The sequence below is a fragment of the Microcoleus sp. T3_A4 genome (genome assembly GCF_036700465.1).
Classification (GTDB): Bacteria; Cyanobacteriota; Cyanobacteriia; order Cyanobacteriales; family Microcoleaceae; genus Microcoleus.
In genome coordinates, this window is sequence record NZ_JAUBOY010000010.1 from 128250 (window position 1) to 147479 (window position 19230).

Below are 19230 nucleotides of genomic sequence, written 5' to 3' on the forward strand. Positions count from 1 at the left end.
GGATTTGTAAAGAATGAGTGGCGATTTAAGATCAGATTTAATTGCAGCAGCCAAACATTTTTACGATCGCGGTTGGATGGTTGGGACTGCTGGTAATCTTTCAGCCCGCTTACCCGATGGCAGTTTTTGGATTACTGCTAGCGGCCGTGCGAAAGGGCAGTTAACTGAACAAGATTTTATCAGAATGAGCTCAGACGGCGCAATTGTCGAGCAACCTGTTGCCGACAGCCGCCCTTCGGCCGAAACCAGCATTCATTTAGCCGTTTACAATTGTTTTCCAGACGCTAAAGCTTGCTATCACGTCCACTCCATCGAGGCAAATTTAGTTTCTCGGCTGACTGTAGGAGATGCAGTGCCTTTACCCGCGATCGAAATGCTGAAAGGTTTGGGGGTGTGGGAGGAAAACCCGCAAGTGTCGATACCCCTCTTTACAAATTATTTAGAAGTCCCTAAGATAGCCAAGGAAATTTGCGAATTCTTTGCCATTTGTGCGCCCTCTGTACCCGCTTTGTTAATTCGCGATCACGGCATCACAGTCTGGGCAGACTCGCCAGCCGCTGCCTACAATTACGTAGAAATTGTAGAATACATTTTTCGCTATACGATCGCAGCCCGCCAATTAAATTTAGATTGAAGATTTGATAGTAGAGATTGAGCTGTGCATGAATTCCGAGGCTTAGGAATTTGAAATTAGGAAACGAGCAAACGTCCAAAATAGACAACATTTATGGCTAAATATACCAGGATTTTATCGATAGATGGAGGCGGAATTAGAGGAATTATTCCCGCGCAAGTTTTAGTTAGCGTTGAGTTAAAGCTGCAACAAAAAAGTGGCAACCCAGATGCGAGAATAGCTGACTATTTTGATTTAATCGCCGGCACGAGTGCGGGAGGAATTTTAACTTGCATCTATTTGTGTCCCGATGCCGAAAATCCCAGCAGGCCTCGGTGGGCGGCCCAAGACGCTGTTAATTTTTCGATTAAGAGTGGCCGCGACGTTTTCCAGACTTCATTGTGGCAAAAAGTCAGATCTCTAGATGGTTTGAGAGATGAGAAATATCCCAGCGATCCCTTAGAAAAATTATTTTGGGAAAATTTTAGAGATTACAAACTCAGCGAACTGCTAAAACCTTGTTTAATTTCCAGTTACGACATCGAAAGGAGAAAAGCTCACTTTTTCGATCAAATAGATGCTAAAAAAGGTCCAGCAGAAGACTATTTTATTAGAGATATCGTCAGAGCCACATCGGCAGCTCCCTCTTATTTTGAGGTTTCTAAAATCTACTCGTTTAGCAATGAATGCTATGCTTTAATTGACGGGGGAGTATTCGCAAACAATCCGGCACTTTGTGCCTATGCAGAAGTTAGAAATAAATTCAGAATTCCTGACGATAGCCCCGAAAAAAGCCCGACAGCCAAAGATATGGTAATTTTATCCTTGGGAACTGGAGAAGCTCAGAAAAAGTTTCCCTACGAAAAAGTTAAAAATTGGGGTCAAGTTGAGTGGGTTGAGCCTTTAATTAATATCATGATGACGGGAGTTGCGGAAACTGTAAATTATCAACTCATCCAAATTTATGATGCGGTTGAAAGACCGAATCAATATTTGAGAATTACTCCCGATTTGAGCCATGAACAACCGCTGCAGATTGATGATGCCTCGGAAGAGAAAATATCAGACCTGCTGAGAATTGGCAAAGAGCAAGCTGACAAGAATAATGAACAGTTGGATAAGTTTATCGACTTATTACTTGCGGAGTAGTCCTAGGGTTTTAGATTTTAGATTTTAGATTGGGAAATGAGTGATGATTACCACAGAATCAATCACTGCCAATCAAAAATCTAAAAAGGTAGAGTAAACCAACCGCAGGGCAGGCAGACTGAAAATATATGTTGACAAATCGTGCAATAATTGCTGTAGGATTGCCGAAAATCTCTATGTGGCAGTGCCTCGCCCTGTTTGCAATTAATCGCGAGCCCTCCGTCATTGGTTAAAAAAGACCAAGAAAAGTACGATCGACATTTAGATGAAACCTTCAATAACAGGTGGTTTCAGCGTTTTTTTGTGACGTTGTTCCTGGGTGGCCAAGTTCTGCTACGCATACTCCAAGGCAAAATTGACAGCCGCAAAATCATGGAACATTTAGTCACAGTAGGCCTGGATTCTTTCCGATCCGTGCTACTAATAGCCTTTTTTGGGGGCATGATTTTTACATTTCAATCAGCCAGAGAATTGGTACGCTTTGGGGCGGTTGGGGCTATGGGAGGTGCGTTTGCTGTGGCATTTTGTGGCGAATTAGCACCACTTTTAACAGCGGGCGTGGTGGCGGGACAAGTCGGTTCCGCTTTTGCGGCAGAGATAGGAGAAATGCAGGTGACGGAACAAATAGACGCCCTGTATATGTTGAGGACAAATCCGGTTGATTATTTAGTAGTGCCGAGGGTGATAGCTTGCTGCATCATGCTGCCGATTTTAACAATTTTTGCAGTAGCAGTGGGGATTTTGGGCGGGCTATTTGTAGCGGTTGATTTTTATAATTTGGAACCATCGGTATTTTTGGAATCGGTGCGGACTTCTTTGGGGCCTTGGGATTTAGTAACTGTGGCGATTAAGAGTTTTATTTTTGGGTTAATAATTGCCCTTGTCGGTTGCGGTTGGGGATTGACGACGGTGGGCGGAGGGAAAGGAGTAGGTCAAGCTGCAACGGCTGCGGTGGTGACTTCGTGGGTGTTTATTTTTGTGGCGGATTTGTTTTTATCGCTGTTGATGTTTTACGAGTTGGGGATTATGAGAAGTTGATAATCTTGGCGATTATAGCAGGAGTCAGGAGTCATTCGATTTTAGATTTTAGATTTTAGATTTTGGATTGACCCCAGGGATAAATGCGGGGGCTTGAGGATTTTATATTTGAGATTTTGGATTGATTCCATGGATAAATCACGTGGCGAGTACCATCAAGAAATTCTTGGTCAAGATGCTTAAATATTAATGATTTGAACAATCATCAACGCCCTACGCCGCCAATGCCATTGCTATAAAATCAACATAAAGATTTTTTAAACCACAGATGAAGGCAAATAAACGCTGACGCAATTTTATCAGCGTTCATCCGTGTTCATCCGCTGATATCTGCGGTTGAAAACTCTCAACTTCCGATGGGAGATTGGAGAAAGGAGGGCGATACACTCGAATTGCCTGAATAGGCACTTTCCCATCTGTTTCGGTAACGATTTCGAGGGTGTGTTTGGAGTTGCTCAAATTCTGAGCCAATGTTGTATAATACTCGCGGCTTGAATCTGTAATTTGTGGAGGGACGTATGAATCAACAAACATTGGTCGCACCTGCCAGGAAATTTCAAAGCCTTTAGGCGTCGGTTTTTTAGACTCTTCATAAGAATTTTTCAGCCACCAGTTTCTCGGCTCAATCACGACGCGGCCAGAGTTTGAGACAAACATTTCGTCGTTTGTACCGCTGCCGTCGTAACCTGTTTTAGAACCTACAACGTCAAATTTAAACTTGCTAGCGTCGCTGTTAATCTCAGTAATTATGGCTTTCCAATCTTCGACAATTAGCGGTTTTTGGCTGGATACTTGGATGATTGCCGGCCAAGAGACGCCAAGGCTAAGGCTAGGTCTGGTGATGGTGTAAAGTTCAGGAAATTCTGAGGGTTTTTTGCCGTCGATCGCAATTCTAGCAGAAATTGCCTTGCCGTTAAAGGTTTTATCGGCGATCGCATCTATTCTATTCCCTTCAAATTCTAAAACCAACTTGCCATCTTGCCACTTAACATCCCTGCCAACTGTATAGGTTTTCACTAAATCCTGCGGCGGTTGAGGAGAATTTGGCTTGTATCGCAGATGGGGTTTTATCAGAGCAGCTAGGAGAAAGTTTCCCCAATCGTTGAGGTGAATGCTGTCCCTCAATAGCTGTTTGGGCTGCAAGCGATTATCTTTCAAATACCTGCGCCAAGGTTCGCGAATTTCCGCGATTTCGCAGCCGTATTTATCGGCCAACTCCGGCAGCCATTGAGTAGAATGAGTGTTGTGCCATTCGTATCTGCTGACTGAATTTGGATCGTCGCTGTTGCCTGTCGGCATCCAGTCGATGTGGTCTGAATGCAAGAGTATTTCGCTAGCAGTGCGGCTGCGGACATTGGCAATTATGGCTTCGTAATCTTCACCGCCTCCGTAGACGTGAAAAATGAGCAAGTCTGGATAAAAAGGATACAAATCGTGTTCGCTGGGACGGATTAAAATCGGGGCGGAAAATCCTCCGATTGCTCTATTTTCCACAATCAAATCTGCATTGGGAAATCGCTGTCTCAAATCCTTTACTACATCTTTCCACCAATCTTGTTCTGTGATGGATTGACCGTAGAATAGGATACGCACTTGGCGGCGGTCTGTTGGAGTGCTAGCTGCAAGTAGCCCCATCGTCCTTTGAATCCTCGCTCCAAAAGTAGCACTATTTTCCATAGGAGCGGGTGGGGGGAATGGCGTATCGGCCGCTATTTTTTTGATGAGCGGAACTAACAGAAAGCTCAGACACAAAAAAATCAGCCACAAGTAGCGATAAATTTTTTTGGATTTTCTGCTATTTCCTTGTTTTGCCATTGTTTTATTTTTCCCTGTCCGTTTCACTTCGCTTAAGGTGGCTGTGGGATGAATGCTACGCGTCTATCAGTAGCTGTAACCTGCTTATGGGCGAACCTCACGAGTAGCTGTAGTGTAGGCTGTATGGAAATATATTACCAAATTGAGCGCGACAAAAAGTGATATAATGCCTGCTAATTAATTGCACTCCGATCGATCGCACGTCAAATGGATTACAAAACAGCCCGCAGTTTTCTGATCGACCAAGGAACCGCCCTGGAAACCAAGAAAAATCCCGACGCCTTCCTGATGCGTCTCAAACAAGGTCAACCGCCCGTACCCGGACAGGTGACATCGATTTTATTAGCTTTAAAAATATTGTTTGAAGGGCTGCAAGAATCTCCAATGCTCGATCGACAATTAATCTCGGCACTGCATTTACTGTCAGTAGAAGGTTTGCAGCAATTTGAAGCTGGACTCCGCAGAGGAGTTTCTTGGCCGCCGCTGCTGAAGGAAGACTTAAATCGAATTGCGATCGCAGTCAAGAATATATTTTCCGGCGTCTGGCAATAATTACCTCAGCAACCACCGATCCCCATACCCACCGCCAGCAAACTCAATTTTTTTTATACATTTTTTTCTACAATTTTTTGTAAAAATTTATGTTAATCTTGCTACATTTACCCTCGAATTGTGGCATCTTAATATAAGAATCAGTTCTCACAAACACTTGGAGAGACTACCATGAACGCCGAAGAAAAAGCTAGACAACTAATTGCACGAGAAAGGCAGCATAGCGAACACTTGCACGACTCTATGCTCAACCGTTCTTCCCACGAGCTAGAAACACATGGCGAGGGAATTGCTGAAGAAAAAGCCAGAGAATTAATGGCTCAAGAAAGGCAGCACAACGAACACCTGCACGACTCTATGTTAAGCCGTTCCTCCCAAGAGGTAGAGGCATCGATCGCACCCGATGACACTGACAAATAAATTTTGTTAACACAAGACGTACGGACACATACCAATAAACCTGGTTTTTATACCATTTTTCATACCATAACAAAGGGCTGTAAAAATGTTTTTGTATAAACAACCAGGTTTCTGAGTCTTGCAATAGTTCAGCACAGCAAAACTCTACTCAAATCGAGGAGGATTTTAGGTGCAATCAAAACAGCCCTTGCTCGGTTGGCAGCCGCTATCACAAGCATCCACGCGCAATATATAGCAATAGAAAATGCCAGGTTCTACTCCTCGCGAAAGCTTTCGAGGGATGCCAAAAGAGCTGGCAGTCCCGCTAGCGCAGCCGACACCAGAGCCTCATCTTTGTAAACTCGCGATCGCAGAATACGGGTACTTTTAGACGCAGAGGTGAAAGAGCCTCGCCGTTGGGAATTTTCGGTTTCCAGCCGCCCTAAATTTCTTGTTTCTCGCGTCACGCACAACATAGCAGTATCCTCGCAGTATCGTCAATTAATCCCTAAATATGCGCCCGTAAAATTTCTCACGGCTTGCTGTATGTTTCTATTATTACTCAGATAGGTAACAGAGATGAAACCATGAAATAATTATTCACGATAGCTAGGGATCAACTTAAACTGCTTAACGGCTTTTATTAATTTGTTACACGGCTGGTTTGTTTAAGCCGATCGCCCGCGACGACACAGACACCAGCAATCAAAATCACCGATTTTACAGGAGGAACGCGGATCAATGATGCTAACTCTTAGTACAGCAACACTTATAAGTCAAATCCAGCCGACTGTCGAAAGCTTGCGCGACGGAGACTACCGCTACCGAGACTCCTTTGCGATCGATCGACCTTTTCGAGAAATCCAATTTCGCAAACAAGACAGATACATCACCGGCAGCGATTCCGACAAACGCACGGGCAAAAGTTACTGCTTCCGGGGCATCCCCCAGCACAACAACATTATTAACATCACGGTAGCGATCGAAATTTCCCCAAAAACAGCACAGGAAACCGAGTGGAAATTAGCACCGGGAAACCCCATTAATTTCGACAGGCTTTATCCCCTGCAAGCAGGGCCGGGATTAGACTTGTACAAATGTTTGACCGCATTTTTACCACAATTGAAGGATTAGTTATATCAATTCCGGTTACACCGGAATGACTGTTGACTGTTGACTGTTGACTGTTGACTGTTGAAGGATGTGTCGAAAAACTGAATATTTGAGTGTTAACTGTTGACTCGATTTTATGATCCCGATGCAACCGGAAACGATATTATTCGTTACTTGTTAGTGGTTATTTCTTAATCGCTTTGGCTTGTTAATAACCAATAACATTCGTTAACAGTCAACAGTCAACAGTCAACAGCCAACATTTAACTCCCTAAGAACCAGCATTTTCCAATTCTTCCCGCAGCATTTCCCGGTAGACTTTCGGCAAACGAGAACTCATAGAATTGTTCTCAATTCCATATCCCAAACTCGTCCAAGTTCCCGAAAGCATCCGCAATACATCAGTTAATCTTTCCTGGCGCAACATCTCAGGAATATCAGCTTTCCAAAACTTGCGATCGCTCAACCAAGCATAAACCACAGCATCCTGATCTTCTGGTTCAAAACTGTAATCTTCCCAGAATAAAAAATTAGCACGACGTGCCTGATAGCGCTTAGCCTTCTCCTTCCAAGTCGTAGTCAGAAATTGATACCTGCCCGCTGCCGTAGTACACTTGCCTCGATTCGGGCCATTAACAATCTTCACGCACCAGTCAGGATGGCGGCTCAAATCTAATATATATTTGCCACCGTAAACAACGTGATAAGGTCGAGCAACATTCGACTCGCTAGCAGAAATAGTTCGCATCAGGGCTCGAATGTAAGGATCTCCGGTTTTTATAGCCAGCGGCGGAAATTTTCCCACCCCGCTTACCGACTGCGATAACTGCTGATTTCCCCGCAAACTGTCAACCAAAAAAACACCGCCGCCAATCACAGCGCCGATTAAAAGTATAAATCCGAGGATTTGAATCTCCGATCGCCTCAGCAAACCTATTTTTCGACGGCCGAATTTCTCAGCTTCCAGCAAAGTCATTTCCATTTCCGAAATTTCGACCCATTTTCGCGCCGCCCGCATCCGGCGCACCCGAAAATCGTATTGATATAGCGGCGCGGCTACCAGCGTTAGACTCGATAAAACCCCCGCCAATTTGCTCAACCAGAAATCTAATTCACCCGCTACGGCAACATTGGTCAGAGTAGATATTCCTGTTAGTAACTGGGCCGGATCGATCGATCGCGCTGGCCAATAAAAAATCGCAAGTTGCACCAACAGCGACAGATTAAAGGCAAAAAAAATCACTACAACAGCATTCAAGCCTTCTCGCAAGTGCGATCGAATACCCGTATGCCGGCGCTTGAACTTGCGCGCCACGCGAAAGCGCCCCGGCAGCATAATTAGTAAGGGATTTAATATTTTGACGGCGAACAAATGAAACACAAAAAACAAAGGCAACTGAATCAGCCAAGCCGCCAGCAGTAGAGTCAGAAAGCCGATATAGTCGCTGACAAAAGGAATGCCCCGGCGAAGGACAAAACTAAAACTCTGAGCGAGAGCAAATGCCCTTAACCACGAAATCGGATAGGGGAACCAAGCTGGCCACTTGAGAGTTTTCATGCTGAGAGAGGGAAATTTTAACGGCGAATCGTAAAACTATTAAGATTTTGCCAGATTTGGCGATCGGAAAATTGTTGTAGGGTGCGTCAGCCCCAATCTTTGACCCAACTCACATCTTGCACCATTCTCGATAAGCCTTTTTTGGGCGGGCAGGATGCCCAACCCCTACTCCCCACAAGAAAATGCACTTTTTGTGGAACAGGCCGGAAAGCCTGTTCTTGACAATGGTGCAACATCTCAGATCCAAATCAAAGTGTTTTTGGTCTGACGCACCGAACCCAAGCGAGGCTAATTCAATCAAATCACACTGGCAAACAACTCCTCAAAACTCTTTTGCGGAGCCTCCGACTTCGCCACAATTTCCACAACCTTGTTGCCAGAAGTGGGCTGAAACAGCGCCTCCACGCACACTTGGGCTACCTTGGTGCGGGGAATGCTGCTCTCAAACATTTTGTCGGCACCAGTCATGACGATCGCATCTGAATTATCCTCATTTTTGAGACCGCCCGGACGGACGATCGTATAAGTCAAGCCGCTTTTTTGCAAATACTCCTCGGCTTGCTTCTTCCAAACGAGAATCAGCCAGAACAAATTTAGCGGGTGAAAAAACTGAGAGACGCACAGAGAAGTCACCAGCACAAAATGCTCAATGCCCTTAGCCTTAGCTGCATCCACCAAATTTTTAGTACCTTCAAAATCCACCTTGTAAGGCGCTGTCGGGTCAAAACCAGGGGCCGCCCCTGTCGCACACAGCAATACCGTACTATCGCCGATAGCATCGCCCAGGGAAGTCGCATTTAATACATCACCAGTAACTAACTCAGCCTCCGGTGGTAAAATTTGTCTAGCTGTGTCTAGATTTCGGACTAAGGCGCGCACGGGAATACCTCGCTTGACCAATTCTGCGACGATGCGGCGACCAGTCTGACCTGTGGCTCCTGCTACAAATGCTTTCATAAGTCGAGTTATGCTGAATTAGGGTAAGTTTTGTTACTATCAATTTCTCAATTGTAGGGAGGAAACTTCCTTAACACATCCCCAACCGGATCGATTGGCGTGTATAACAGGAGAGCATACAATGAAGCAGGATTCCGCTGAATATCAAACTGTTGAAGCTTCTGACGAAAATTACTGCCCAGATGGGAGTTTCCAACAGCCGGAAAGTGGAAGCGCGGATGCAGGAGAGGAAGTTGAGCCGATTTGGTTTCACACGCATTTTGAAGACAGCATGGAGATGTATGCCGATGCGGAGACGGTGGCGCAGCATTTGAACAACCACAAGACTTGGTTTTGCCAGTGCGCTTCGCCGATGAAGGCCGAGCCGCTCGGAGAAAACGGCTATGATTTATTAATCGGGCGTTTTGGGGCTTTCGGCTACCGTGTGGAAGCGAGAATTGGTTTAGAGTTGCTGCCGCCGGATGCTGAAGGCTGCTATTTGATTAAGACTATTCCGGTTCCGGATTATACCTCGCCTGGGTATGAAGTGGATTTTCGATCGGCAATGAAGCTAGTGGAGATACCGTCTCAGGAATTTGCCGCCGATTGGCCGAGCTCGGAACGTGCTAAGCTGCCGCCTGCGATTACCATTACTACGTGGAAGCTGGATTTGGCTGTGGGAGTTTGCTTTCCTAAGTTTATTCGATCGATGTCTCAACCTTTAATAGAAAAAACCGGCGATGCGCTTTTGGAAAAAATCATCAAACAAGTTAACCGGCGCTTGACTTATAAAACTCAGGTTGTTTTTCACGAAAGTTTGGGCATTCCTTTTCCGAAAAATCCTAAGAAACATTAACGAGACTTACGCTCTAAGCTGTACTGCATTTAAATTGTATGTTAAGTGCGGGATCTCCTGCCCAACCCCTACTCCCCACAAGAGTAAAGATTTATTTTACTCTGCAATTTAAATGCGGATTAGCTTAACTCACATTTGTAGGGTCTGCACTGCACACACTACTCATAAGTTAGACTTCTGCGTGAACTTTCACTCGCACAATGGTAGATTAAATTATTGGGAATAACTGATTGTGTATGGGTTGGGATCACGAGTCTACAGTTGCTTTTTTGAAACTGATATCACTGTCTCCGGGTGCTTAGGGGGCGCCTTATGCCTATGTTTTTGAATCCAATACTTGCTTGAGCAGTTAATCCCTATCATCAAGTTATTGCTAATAAAATTTAAGGGTAAGGTCATGATTGCATTTGACATATAGCAATCCTTGCAGGAGTCGTATTTTTTTTACCCACTCCAACCCTCCCCGAACCCGCTGGGAGTCCGTAAGAAACTCACAAATGATTTACAATTGCTATATGCTGATTTCTTATCACCGGAATTAGTTTTTATTATGGGTCAATTTAGCACAGGGTTAGACACAATAGTTTCAAGTCAGATGCCATCAAGTTCGAGAGCATTGTTATTAAAAGATTCTGCTTCTGTCATAATGCTTTCCCTCCTTATTTCCTCATGATTAAGCAATGTAGCCGACGCAGTTCAAAGCGGGTTCCGATCGCCCTCCGAAACCAGCAAGTGTCTCAGATCACAAGGCAGATCGATCGCCCTCACTGCCCAAAAACCTAAAATTATGTCACCTTAAGTAAGGGGTTATAAAATAACTCTTGCCATATCCCTAGAAAGTTATGACAACGAAACTAAGAGCTACACACACAGAGACAATGGAGAGAGACTTGCACCAGTTGAGGGCAGACCAAGAACTGATTCTCAACCAAGTAGACAATGCGATCGCTCTGTTCGACTCGTCTGACTGCTTAGTTTTGTTTAACAAAAAATTGGCGGGAATCTGGGGACTGTCCCCAGAATGGCTGGAAACAAAGCCGAAGTGCCACTTACTGTTTGCGGAAATTGTCGATCGGGGTTATTTGTCTGTTCAACAGTGGCAAGAGTTTCAGCAAGCACTCGAAAAATCTCAGCATGAAAGTTTATCATTTTATTTCGAGCAATCCAATGCGGTTTGTTTGGAGGTGTGCGCCACGATTACCAACAGCGGCGGACGGCTGTTTACCTTTAGAGACGTTACGGTATACCGAAACTCCCAAGCTAGCTTGAACGCAGAAGTCAGGCGGCTGAGCTTTCTTTTAGGTTTAACCGAACGCCTGCAAAAGTCTGACAGTTTGCAAGAAATAGGTCAGTTTGCCCTCACCTATTTAGTTGAGGCAATGAATGCAGCTTTCGGAGATGTTAAGGTGATTAACGGCAAAGGAAACGATCGCCAAGCGTCGGCGATTTCCAACCAAGTTTCTAGTCAATTTTTGGCTACTTACGGGGAACCCGTAGTCGCAGGAATGCAAGAATTGCTCGACCAAGGCATTCCCTACGGCATCGGTTTGCTGTGGGAAGTGGTGAAAACTGGTAAACCTGTGTTTGTCGAGGATTATGCCCAACATCCCAATGCCGTGCCGGAATTTCGGCATCCGGGAATCGGACAACTCGGCATTTTTCCGATCGCAGCTACCAACGGCACGATCATCGGAGTGCTGACGCTGGAGTCCCGCAACATCAAAAAACTGCAAGCCGCCGTCCACCAAGAAGTGCTGGAGGCTGCTTGCCGGACTCTGGGGGCGGCGATCGAGCGGGCTCAGACACAAGAGAACCTGCGCCAAGTTAACGAAGAATTAGAGTATTCTTCTCAGTTGAAATCCGAGTTTTTAGCCTCAATGTCCCACGAACTGCGGACGCCTCTCAACAGCATTCTCGGCTTTTCTGACTTGCTGCTGCGGCAAACGGCCGGACAGTTGAGCGATCGACAAATCAACTATGTAGAACTGATCGAAAAAAGTGGCCAGCACTTGTTGCAGCTAATCAACGATATTCTCGATCTTTCTAAAATTGAAGCCGGGAAAGTAGAACTAAACTTACAGCCTGTTCGCGTTCAAGAACTTGCGACAGACTGTATGAAAATGATGCAGCCACGGGCAGACAAAAAGCGGATCAGTTTGTCTTTAGAACTCGACTACCGCATTACTAACGTTTTGCTCGACGAACGGCGAGTGCGACAAATTCTAATTAATTTACTTTCCAATGCCATCAAATTTACCCCTGAACAGGGACAAGTTAAACTCAGCGGGCGTCTGGTCTACGGCAGTGAAATAAACGGCGACTACCGGCCGGATTGTTCTCCTGTAAATGCCAGCACTCCTTATTTTTGTTTTGAGGTTAAAGACTCCGGCATCGGCATTCCTCAAGACCGCTGGCACTTGCTATTTCGACCTTTTCAACAGGTGGATTCTTCGCTGACTAGGCGGCACGAAGGTACAGGTTTGGGTTTGGCTTTGACTAAGCGTCTGGCAGAATTGCACGGGGGAACTGTTTCTTTTCAATCTGTTTGCGATCGGGGAAGTCTTTTCCGCGTTTGGCTGCCCTTGACGGAGATGCGTCAACAGTTGGGAAACTTTGCTTCTTGTGCTTTGGATACCAAGTTAGTTCCTGCTTCTGCGATTGCTTTACCAATTGCCAGGAAGCGGATTTTGGTTGTCGAAGACCAGCCTTTTAACCAAATGTTAATTTCTGAGGTGATGGAATTGGAGGGGTACGGGGTAGAGATACTCGCGGATGGGAAGGCGATGGCCGATCGTATTCTCGCCGCCTCAGCAGCCCCGGAGTTGCTGCCGGATCTAATTTTGATGGACATTCAGTTGCCGGATGTTGACGGCTTTGAGTTGATGCGCCGAGTGAAAGCAGATCCTGTCTGGGATTCGGTACCGATGATTGCGGTGACGGCGATGGCGATGCCCGGTGACAGTGAGCGATGTTTGGAAGCTGGCGCTTCTGCTTATTTGAGTAAGCCACTGGATTTGAATTTGACGATCGCTACAGTCCGTTCTTTTCTTGGCTAACAATAATTATTTGCAGTTCCAGCACTGCCCTTTATGATAATTGATAACAAGAAAGGTTAAACTCAATAGTAGATAAATATCTATATGACTTGCCCGCACTTGCCTCCGAAATCCGGTTCCTACCAAAAATATCGAGTTTAGTAAGGAGAAATATAGGAATCAACCAGTTTTCGAGCTTCCCCACGCGCAACTCCCGAGCTAAATTCAATATATTATATCATATTCCATGTCAAACAAGTCGCCCTGCATCATGTTGGTTGATGACGAGCCAGCTAATCTGATTTTACTGGAAGAGTTATTGCTCATGAAAGGATACGCTACAGTATCAGCGCTATCTGGCGCTGAAGCCCTCTCCCTTGCCCGGGCATCTCGACCCGATTTAATTTTATTAGATATTATGATGCCGGAGATGAACGGTTTTGATGTGTGCGAGAGCCTGCGTAAGGATACGGCATTGCAAACTGTACCGGTGATTTTTTTAACTGCCCTCGATGACGATATGTCTCGCATCAAAGGGTTAGAAATGATGGCCGATGATTATTTGACAAAACCTTTTAACAGTCGTTTGTTGCTGGCAAAAGTTGAAAATATTTTGCAGTTGAGTCAAATGCGATCGCAAGCTGTATCTTCCCAATTCCACCAGCAGGTAAAAGAGCAAAGCAAACGCCAAATCGCCGCCGCTTGGGAAGCCAACGAATATCTTTCAGAAAAATTTCAGCTATTTGTGCCAGAGCAACTTCTCGGACGAATTGCGCCGCAAGGAATAGAATCTATTCAGTTGGGCAATGTCACAGAAGAAGAGCTGACTGTTTTATTTTGCGACATTCGCGGGTTTACTACGATCGCCGAATCTCAACAAGCTCGCGAGACTTTTGAATGGTTGAACGCTTTTTTTACTAAAATGAACGAGTGCATAACGTCTCACGGCGGGTTTATTGACAAATACCTAGGCGATGCAATCATGGCAGTATTTGACAAGCCTCATTCTCACGCCATGAATGCGATCGAAGCCGCAGTAGCAATGCAAGAAACTTTGCAAGAATTTAATGCCAGTCGCCATAAATACAATTTAGAATCTCCCGTCAATATTGGTACGGGAATTAACACAGGTATCGGCATGATCGGCACTTTGGGTTCCGATCGCCGCATGGACTCTACAGTCATCGGTGATGTGGTAAATACAGCTTCTCGGTTAGAAAATTTAACTAAAATATACGGTTGCCAAATTATTGTTAGCGAAAATGCGATCGTTCGTGCGAGAGAATTTCTAAATGGCATAAGTTCCAACTCCTACTCAAAAGAAAGTCTATTATTAAAGTGCGACTTAGAAGTGGAAACACAGGAGAGTATTATTTCTACTTCTGGGGCGACTGCTGCTGACAGCCATTTGCCCAGCAACAATTATTATTATCGCTGGATCGATCGAGTAACCCCGCGCGGCAAGCAGCAAGCTATTGAAATCTACGAAATCTGGGCAGCCTCCTGTCCCGACTCGGAGGCAAAGCAGCTTACCCAGGGTTTATTTGACAAAGGAATTCAAGGATGGCAATCCGAAAGATTTGTCGCAGCCTTGGGATATTTTCAGCAACTAATCGAACAAAACCCTGCTGATACAGTCGTCCGTTTTTATATAAATCGCTGCCAGGAAAAACTAGGTTTACTACCTGCAAATAGCACTTCATAAAGATTTAACTTTTAGAGCGGGCTACAAGGGGAGCATCTCAATGAAAGCAGCTAAGCTAGAAATTGGAGTTAGGAGTCATATCAAATCCGTTAGCATCGGAATAGTAAATTCAAGTTCGCTGTTCACTGTTGACGGTTGACTGTTCACTGTCCACTGTCAACCGTCAACCGTCAACATCATGTATGAGTGTAACCGGAAATGATATCAGGAGGAAAGAGGAAGAAGGAAGAAAGAAGGAGCCAGAAGAAGTGTTTTTACAAATATGAGATGCTCCCAGCTACAAGCCCACCCTACAATAGTTTAGACTTATTGCAAAAGTCCCCCACTATCCTGCGTTGCGTCTATGGTTTCCCTATCAATGAAGGATTTATGCAATAAGTCTACTGTAATTGGAGTTCGCATCAAACAGTCGTCAAAACTTGCTCTCTCAACTTCCCGATCAACTCATTCACCCCCCCCGCATTCAAACGGTAACTCAGAGGATGAGCGATCAAATAAGCGGAACTTTCAAACAAAACATCAATTTCCACCAAACCATTTTCCCGCAAAGTTTTGCCAGTCGAAACCAAATCCACAATTGCCTCCGACATACCCGTAATCGGCCCCAATTCCACAGAACCGTAAAGCGGCACAATTTCCACCGGCAAATTCAAATTGTGGAAATATTCCCTGGCACAGTGTACGAACTTAGAAGCAACTCTACCGTGAGGAGGCAAATCCACAGTTCGTCGATAAGAACTAGATTCCTTCACCGCCACCGACAGCCGACATTTGCCAAACTTTAAATCAATTAAATTAGCAACTTTCGGCTTTTTTTCCCGCAAAACATCATAGCCAGCAATCCCCAAATCCGCTTGACCGTATTCCACATAAACCGGCACGTCGTGCGTCCTTACTAGCAAAGCTTTGGCAGTGCCTGTCGGGTCATATATTTGAAGTTGTCGGTTAGATGAATCGAGAAAAGCACTGAAGTCTAATCCAACCGATTTAAACAGCCGAATGCTATCTCCTAACAATCCGCCTTTGGGAAGTGCAACAGTAATCATGTCAATTTTTAGAGGGTAAATTTCTTAATTTTGGAAGGGGGAGAGCGCGGCCTAAGCATAAACAGCTTTTACCAAACTCAGAATAACACATAGAGTTCCTAGGGAAAAATAAATTTCGGGTATTGCTCTATCCTTTGTTTGGGTATATATTATATTTAGTAAGTTTTTATTTCGTCACGTTTTTCAATGGCGGTCGGTATGGAAAACAATCAAGAATTTGACGGGAATTTTCACAGTGTAGACCCCGATTCCCTGAAAAAGATTACAGTAGATGAAATCCTCTCAGGCGGTGGTGTAGAGAGGGACGAAATGGACTATACAGTAGCTGTACCTAGCGCTAACCACGCCAGAATCCCCAGGGACAGAGGCTTCTCATCTCATATGAAATCCAGCGTGTTCGATCGCGCCCCCCGATCGCAGTTTGCAGAAAAACGCGGAACGCTGGGAGGCTGTTAATGTAAAATGCTTGCAGAGACTGGTGCAGACAACGAGCCGATCGCCTGATCGCCATTGTGTGTCACGCTTTTGTATATTCAACTCTAAAACTTAAAATTGCACGGGCGATCGGAAATAGCTAACAGCTACATTATGACCAAATTGACTCTGGTAATCGGCAACAAAAATTATTCCTCTTGGTCGCTGCGCGCTTGGCTGGCGATGAAACAAGCTGGACTGGAATTTGCCGAGGTGAGAATCCCCTTAGACTGGCCGACAACGCATGAGGAAATTCGGCGCTATTCTCCTTCGGGAAAAGTGCCAGTTTTAATCGACGGCGATCTGAAAGTGTGGGAATCTTTAGCAATTTGCGAATACGTTGCAGAACGCTTTGCACATGATTTGTGGCCCACAGATGTAGCCCAACGGGCGATCGCCCGTTCCATCTGCGCCGAAATGCACGCGGGCTTCTCAAATTTGCGCGAAAATATGCCGATGGACTGCCGCAACCGCTATCCGGGAGAAGGGATGACTCCCGGTGTAGAAGCAGAGATCGATCGCATCTTTTCCATTTGGCGCGAATGCCGTCAAAAATTCGGAACAGGTGGTAATATGCTGTTCGGAAAATTCACAATTGTTGACGCTATGTTTGCCCCCGTTGTGATGCGTTTTGTCACCTACGGAGTTAAATTAGATTCAGTAACAAAAGCTTATGCGGATGCGATTTTGTTCTTGCCTGCCATCCAGGAATGGGTAGCAGCAGCTTACAGCGAAACGGAAAGTATTCCACACATTAAAATCTAGGAAAAATCAGTTTACTTAACCTAAAATCTCAAATCTCAAATTTGAAATCAGGATGCGGATTCTTTTAGTTGATGATGAAGTTGAGTTAACTGACCCTTTGAGTCGAGTCTTAAGCCGCGAAGGTTATACAGTTGATGTGGCATTTGACGGAGCAAGTGGCAGCAATTTAGCAATGCAGGGCAATTACGATTTGCTAATTTTGGATTGGATGCTGCCGAGACAAACCGGACTGGCAATTTGCCAGAAGTTGCGATCGCAAGGAAGGAGTACGCCAGTGCTATTTCTCACCGCCAAAGATACCGTAGACGATCGCGTACAAGGACTCGACGCCGGTGCAGACGACTATTTAGTCAAACCTTTTGAACTGCGAGAACTGCTAGCCAGAGTCCGCGCCTTGCTGCGGCGGCCTCCTACTTTTGATGCCGAGGTTGCTGTCGGGCGGCTGCAAGTTGCAGATTTACAGCTAGACTACGACAATCAATTAGCTTATCGGGGTGATCGTACAATTGACTTATCAGAAAAAGAATGTCAGTTATTAGAATACTTAATGCGCCATACCGGTCAATTGCTAACACACGAACAAATCCACCAGTATTTGTGGAGTGAAACAGAAAAACCCAGCAGCAATGTATTAGCCGCTCAAATTCGCCTGCTGCGCCGCAAAATAGAAGCCCCGGGCGAATCGGTGCTAATTCACACAGTCTACGGCAGAGGCTATCGCTTTGGAGAAGCCAATTAAAAATCATAGAAATTGTACAAAAATCCTTCTTCCCTCTTCCCTCTTCCCTCTTCCTTCTTCCTTTATCGGGAAAGTATGCACCCTACACAAGCCTTTACGTATCTTGACAAACCAAAGTAATTACTGTCACCTCCGGCGGACAAAATAGCCTTCCCGGCGCATAAGTCCCCAAACCGCGATTCACGTACAGCAAATTACTCCCAACCCGATGCAAACCGCTAGCCCATTCCCAGTGAGTAACTACTCGATCCCAAGCCGACACAAAAGGAATGAACTTTCGGATTCGTTTAGGAATAAAATAGCCAATTTTTCTGACCCAAGCGTACAAAGGGCCGATACCAGGAATAACAATTTGACCACCGTGAGTGTGCCCAGAAAACTGCAAATCAATCCGCCAATTTTGCAGCTTTTCAGCAGTATCAGGATTGTGAGACAAAACAATCCGAGGAATCGCGGGATTTAGGGATGTCATTACAGGTTTAGGCGCAAAATCGCCCGACCAAAAATCTGCTAACCCAACTAAAGCCAATTCAGAGCCCAAAGGATAGATTGCTTCGTTGTACAAAACCCGAATTCCGACGCTATTTAAAGCCTTAGTAACCTCTCTTTTTGCCTCCGGCCAATAGTGGTCATGATTGCCCAAAACCGCGTAAATTCCCACCCGACTTTGCAAGTTTTTCAATCGCTGCACTAAGCCGTAAATAGGTGCGGGGTCATAGCTAATAAAGTCACCAGTTAAAAAAATCAGGTCTGGTTCGGCTTCATTGGCTGCTGCAATCGCCTCTTCTAGCAACCATTCCGACAGTCGCACCCCGTCATAGTGAAAGTCTGTAAGCTGTACAATTTTAGTACCGGATAGATTTGCTGGAAGATTGGCGATGGGTATTGTTAAATACTCTACTCGCAGTTTTCCAGTTAATAACCTGTGCATAAATCTAAGGTTTATTGGTTACAGAGCGCCACCTCTAGCTTAGCAAATAAACAGGCAAGACTGCAAAACTAGATATTCTTCCCTTTTCCTTATATCCTCTGACTAATGACTACAGTCCGGGACGCAAAAAGTGGAATTTCCTCAAGAGAATTCAAACAGAAATGCCCAATTTTTAGTTAGACTTTCTTGCAAAATTGTTTCGGTATTACCCGCCCAACTAATACAGCATTTCTATTATAAAATTATGACTTCCGTAACAAGCTGTTTAAAACGCGATCAATTCTCTTCAGACTGGCATTCCCCGCCCCGCATCTATATTCTTTTAGCAATTGTCAAAGCTGAGATTGGTGCCGATCGGGAGCATGTCACTTTTGCGATAAGTATTTATACTTGTGCAGTTTTTCGAGGTCTACCAATTAAGCTATTTAACAATACTCCGGACAGTTTTTAAAGAGGAATGCGATCGCAATAAAATAGAGAAGTGAAAAAAGTGAGTGCAATCTCAA

At 45.0% G+C, this 19230-nt stretch carries 18 protein-coding genes; 12 read left to right on the top strand and 6 right to left on the bottom strand.

Translation table 11 applies throughout. The annotated features are described in order from the left end of the window. The first annotated feature begins 13 nt into the window (after positions 1-13). From mtnB to QUA07_RS08130, 3 genes are all read left to right on the top strand, one after another. A complete protein-coding gene (gene mtnB, locus QUA07_RS08120) occupies positions 14-634 on the top strand; it encodes a methylthioribulose 1-phosphate dehydratase (protein ID WP_333323970.1) in 621 nt (206 codons plus the stop codon). Between the two features lie 93 nt (positions 635-727). Further along, positions 728-1762, top strand: coding sequence for a patatin-like phospholipase family protein (locus QUA07_RS08125; RefSeq protein WP_333323972.1), 1035 nt, complete (start codon positions 728-730; stop codon positions 1760-1762). A gap of 225 nt (positions 1763-1987) precedes the next feature. Further along, positions 1988-2800, top strand: coding sequence for an MlaE family lipid ABC transporter permease subunit (locus QUA07_RS08130; RefSeq protein ID WP_333323973.1), 813 nt, complete (start codon positions 1988-1990; stop codon positions 2798-2800). Positions 2801-3106: 306 nt separating this feature from the next. Here the strand turns inward: QUA07_RS08130 and QUA07_RS08135 are convergent, their stop codons facing one another. Then, positions 3107-4615 carry an SGNH/GDSL hydrolase family protein gene (locus tag QUA07_RS08135; protein ID WP_333323974.1) on the bottom strand — a complete coding sequence of 503 codons (1509 nt, stop codon included), beginning with the start codon at positions 4613-4615 and terminating at the stop codon, positions 3107-3109. A gap of 207 nt (positions 4616-4822) precedes the next feature. Here QUA07_RS08135 and QUA07_RS08140 point away from each other — a divergent pair, with 207 nt between their 5' ends. Continuing rightward, positions 4823-5167 (top strand): hypothetical protein, encoded by a 345-nt coding sequence (locus QUA07_RS08140; protein WP_015174589.1) that lies wholly within the window; start codon positions 4823-4825, stop codon positions 5165-5167. Between the two features lie 171 nt (positions 5168-5338). Next, positions 5339-5587, top strand: a complete 249-nt coding sequence (locus QUA07_RS08145; RefSeq protein WP_333213079.1) for a hypothetical protein — start codon at positions 5339-5341, stop codon at positions 5585-5587. A gap of 254 nt (positions 5588-5841) precedes the next feature. Here the strand turns inward: QUA07_RS08145 and QUA07_RS08150 are convergent, their stop codons facing one another. After that, positions 5842-6042, bottom strand: a complete 201-nt coding sequence (locus QUA07_RS08150) for a hypothetical protein (protein WP_333081539.1) — start codon at positions 6040-6042, stop codon at positions 5842-5844. Positions 6043-6307: 265 nt separating this feature from the next. Between QUA07_RS08150 and QUA07_RS08155 the strand changes: the two genes are divergently transcribed. Continuing rightward, entirely contained in the window at positions 6308-6700 is a 393-nt protein-coding gene (locus QUA07_RS08155; protein WP_333323976.1) for a hypothetical protein, read from the top strand. A 250-nt stretch (positions 6701-6950) separates the two neighbouring features. Here the strand turns inward: QUA07_RS08155 and QUA07_RS08160 are convergent, their stop codons facing one another. Continuing rightward, on the bottom strand, positions 6951-8237 hold the full coding sequence (locus QUA07_RS08160) for a glycoside hydrolase family protein (protein ID WP_333323978.1): 1287 nt from the start codon (positions 8235-8237) through the stop codon (positions 6951-6953). 297 nt (positions 8238-8534) lie between these two features. Continuing rightward, positions 8535-9194 (bottom strand): NAD(P)H-binding protein, encoded by a 660-nt coding sequence (locus QUA07_RS08165; protein ID WP_333323980.1) that lies wholly within the window; start codon positions 9192-9194, stop codon positions 8535-8537. A gap of 121 nt (positions 9195-9315) precedes the next feature. Between QUA07_RS08165 and QUA07_RS08170 the strand changes: the two genes are divergently transcribed. The 3 genes from QUA07_RS08170 (at position 9316) to QUA07_RS08180 (ending at position 14769) form a co-directional block, all read left to right on the top strand. After that, positions 9316-10029, top strand: coding sequence for a DUF1997 domain-containing protein (locus QUA07_RS08170; RefSeq protein ID WP_333323982.1), 714 nt, complete (start codon positions 9316-9318; stop codon positions 10027-10029). 842 nt (positions 10030-10871) lie between these two features. Further along, positions 10872-13085, top strand: coding sequence for an ATP-binding protein (locus QUA07_RS08175; protein WP_333323984.1), 2214 nt, complete (start codon positions 10872-10874; stop codon positions 13083-13085). Between the two features lie 226 nt (positions 13086-13311). Then, positions 13312-14769, top strand: coding sequence for a response regulator (locus QUA07_RS08180; RefSeq protein WP_333323986.1), 1458 nt, complete (start codon positions 13312-13314; stop codon positions 14767-14769). A gap of 401 nt (positions 14770-15170) precedes the next feature. Here the strand turns inward: QUA07_RS08180 and hisG are convergent, their stop codons facing one another. Then, complete coding sequence (gene hisG / locus QUA07_RS08185) at positions 15171-15815, bottom strand: ATP phosphoribosyltransferase (RefSeq protein ID WP_333323988.1); 645 nt, start codon at positions 15813-15815, stop codon at positions 15171-15173. A 198-nt stretch (positions 15816-16013) separates the two neighbouring features. Here hisG and QUA07_RS08190 point away from each other — a divergent pair, with 198 nt between their 5' ends. From QUA07_RS08190 to rppA, 3 genes are all read left to right on the top strand, one after another. Continuing rightward, positions 16014-16271 (top strand): hypothetical protein, encoded by a 258-nt coding sequence (locus tag QUA07_RS08190; RefSeq protein WP_333323991.1) that lies wholly within the window; start codon positions 16014-16016, stop codon positions 16269-16271. A 132-nt stretch (positions 16272-16403) separates the two neighbouring features. Further along, positions 16404-17054: a glutathione S-transferase family protein gene (locus tag QUA07_RS08195; protein ID WP_333323993.1), complete on the top strand. Its 651-nt coding sequence runs from the start codon at positions 16404-16406 to the stop codon at positions 17052-17054. A 52-nt stretch (positions 17055-17106) separates the two neighbouring features. Further along, a complete protein-coding gene (rppA, locus tag QUA07_RS08200; protein ID WP_333323995.1) occupies positions 17107-17793 on the top strand; it encodes a two-component system response regulator RppA in 687 nt (228 codons plus the stop codon). Between the two features lie 94 nt (positions 17794-17887). On the opposite strand, the gene QUA07_RS08205 is transcribed toward rppA, so the two are convergent. After that, positions 17888-18724: a metallophosphoesterase gene (locus QUA07_RS08205; RefSeq protein ID WP_333323997.1), complete on the bottom strand. Its 837-nt coding sequence runs from the start codon at positions 18722-18724 to the stop codon at positions 17888-17890. Between the last annotated feature and the right edge of the window lie 506 nt (positions 18725-19230).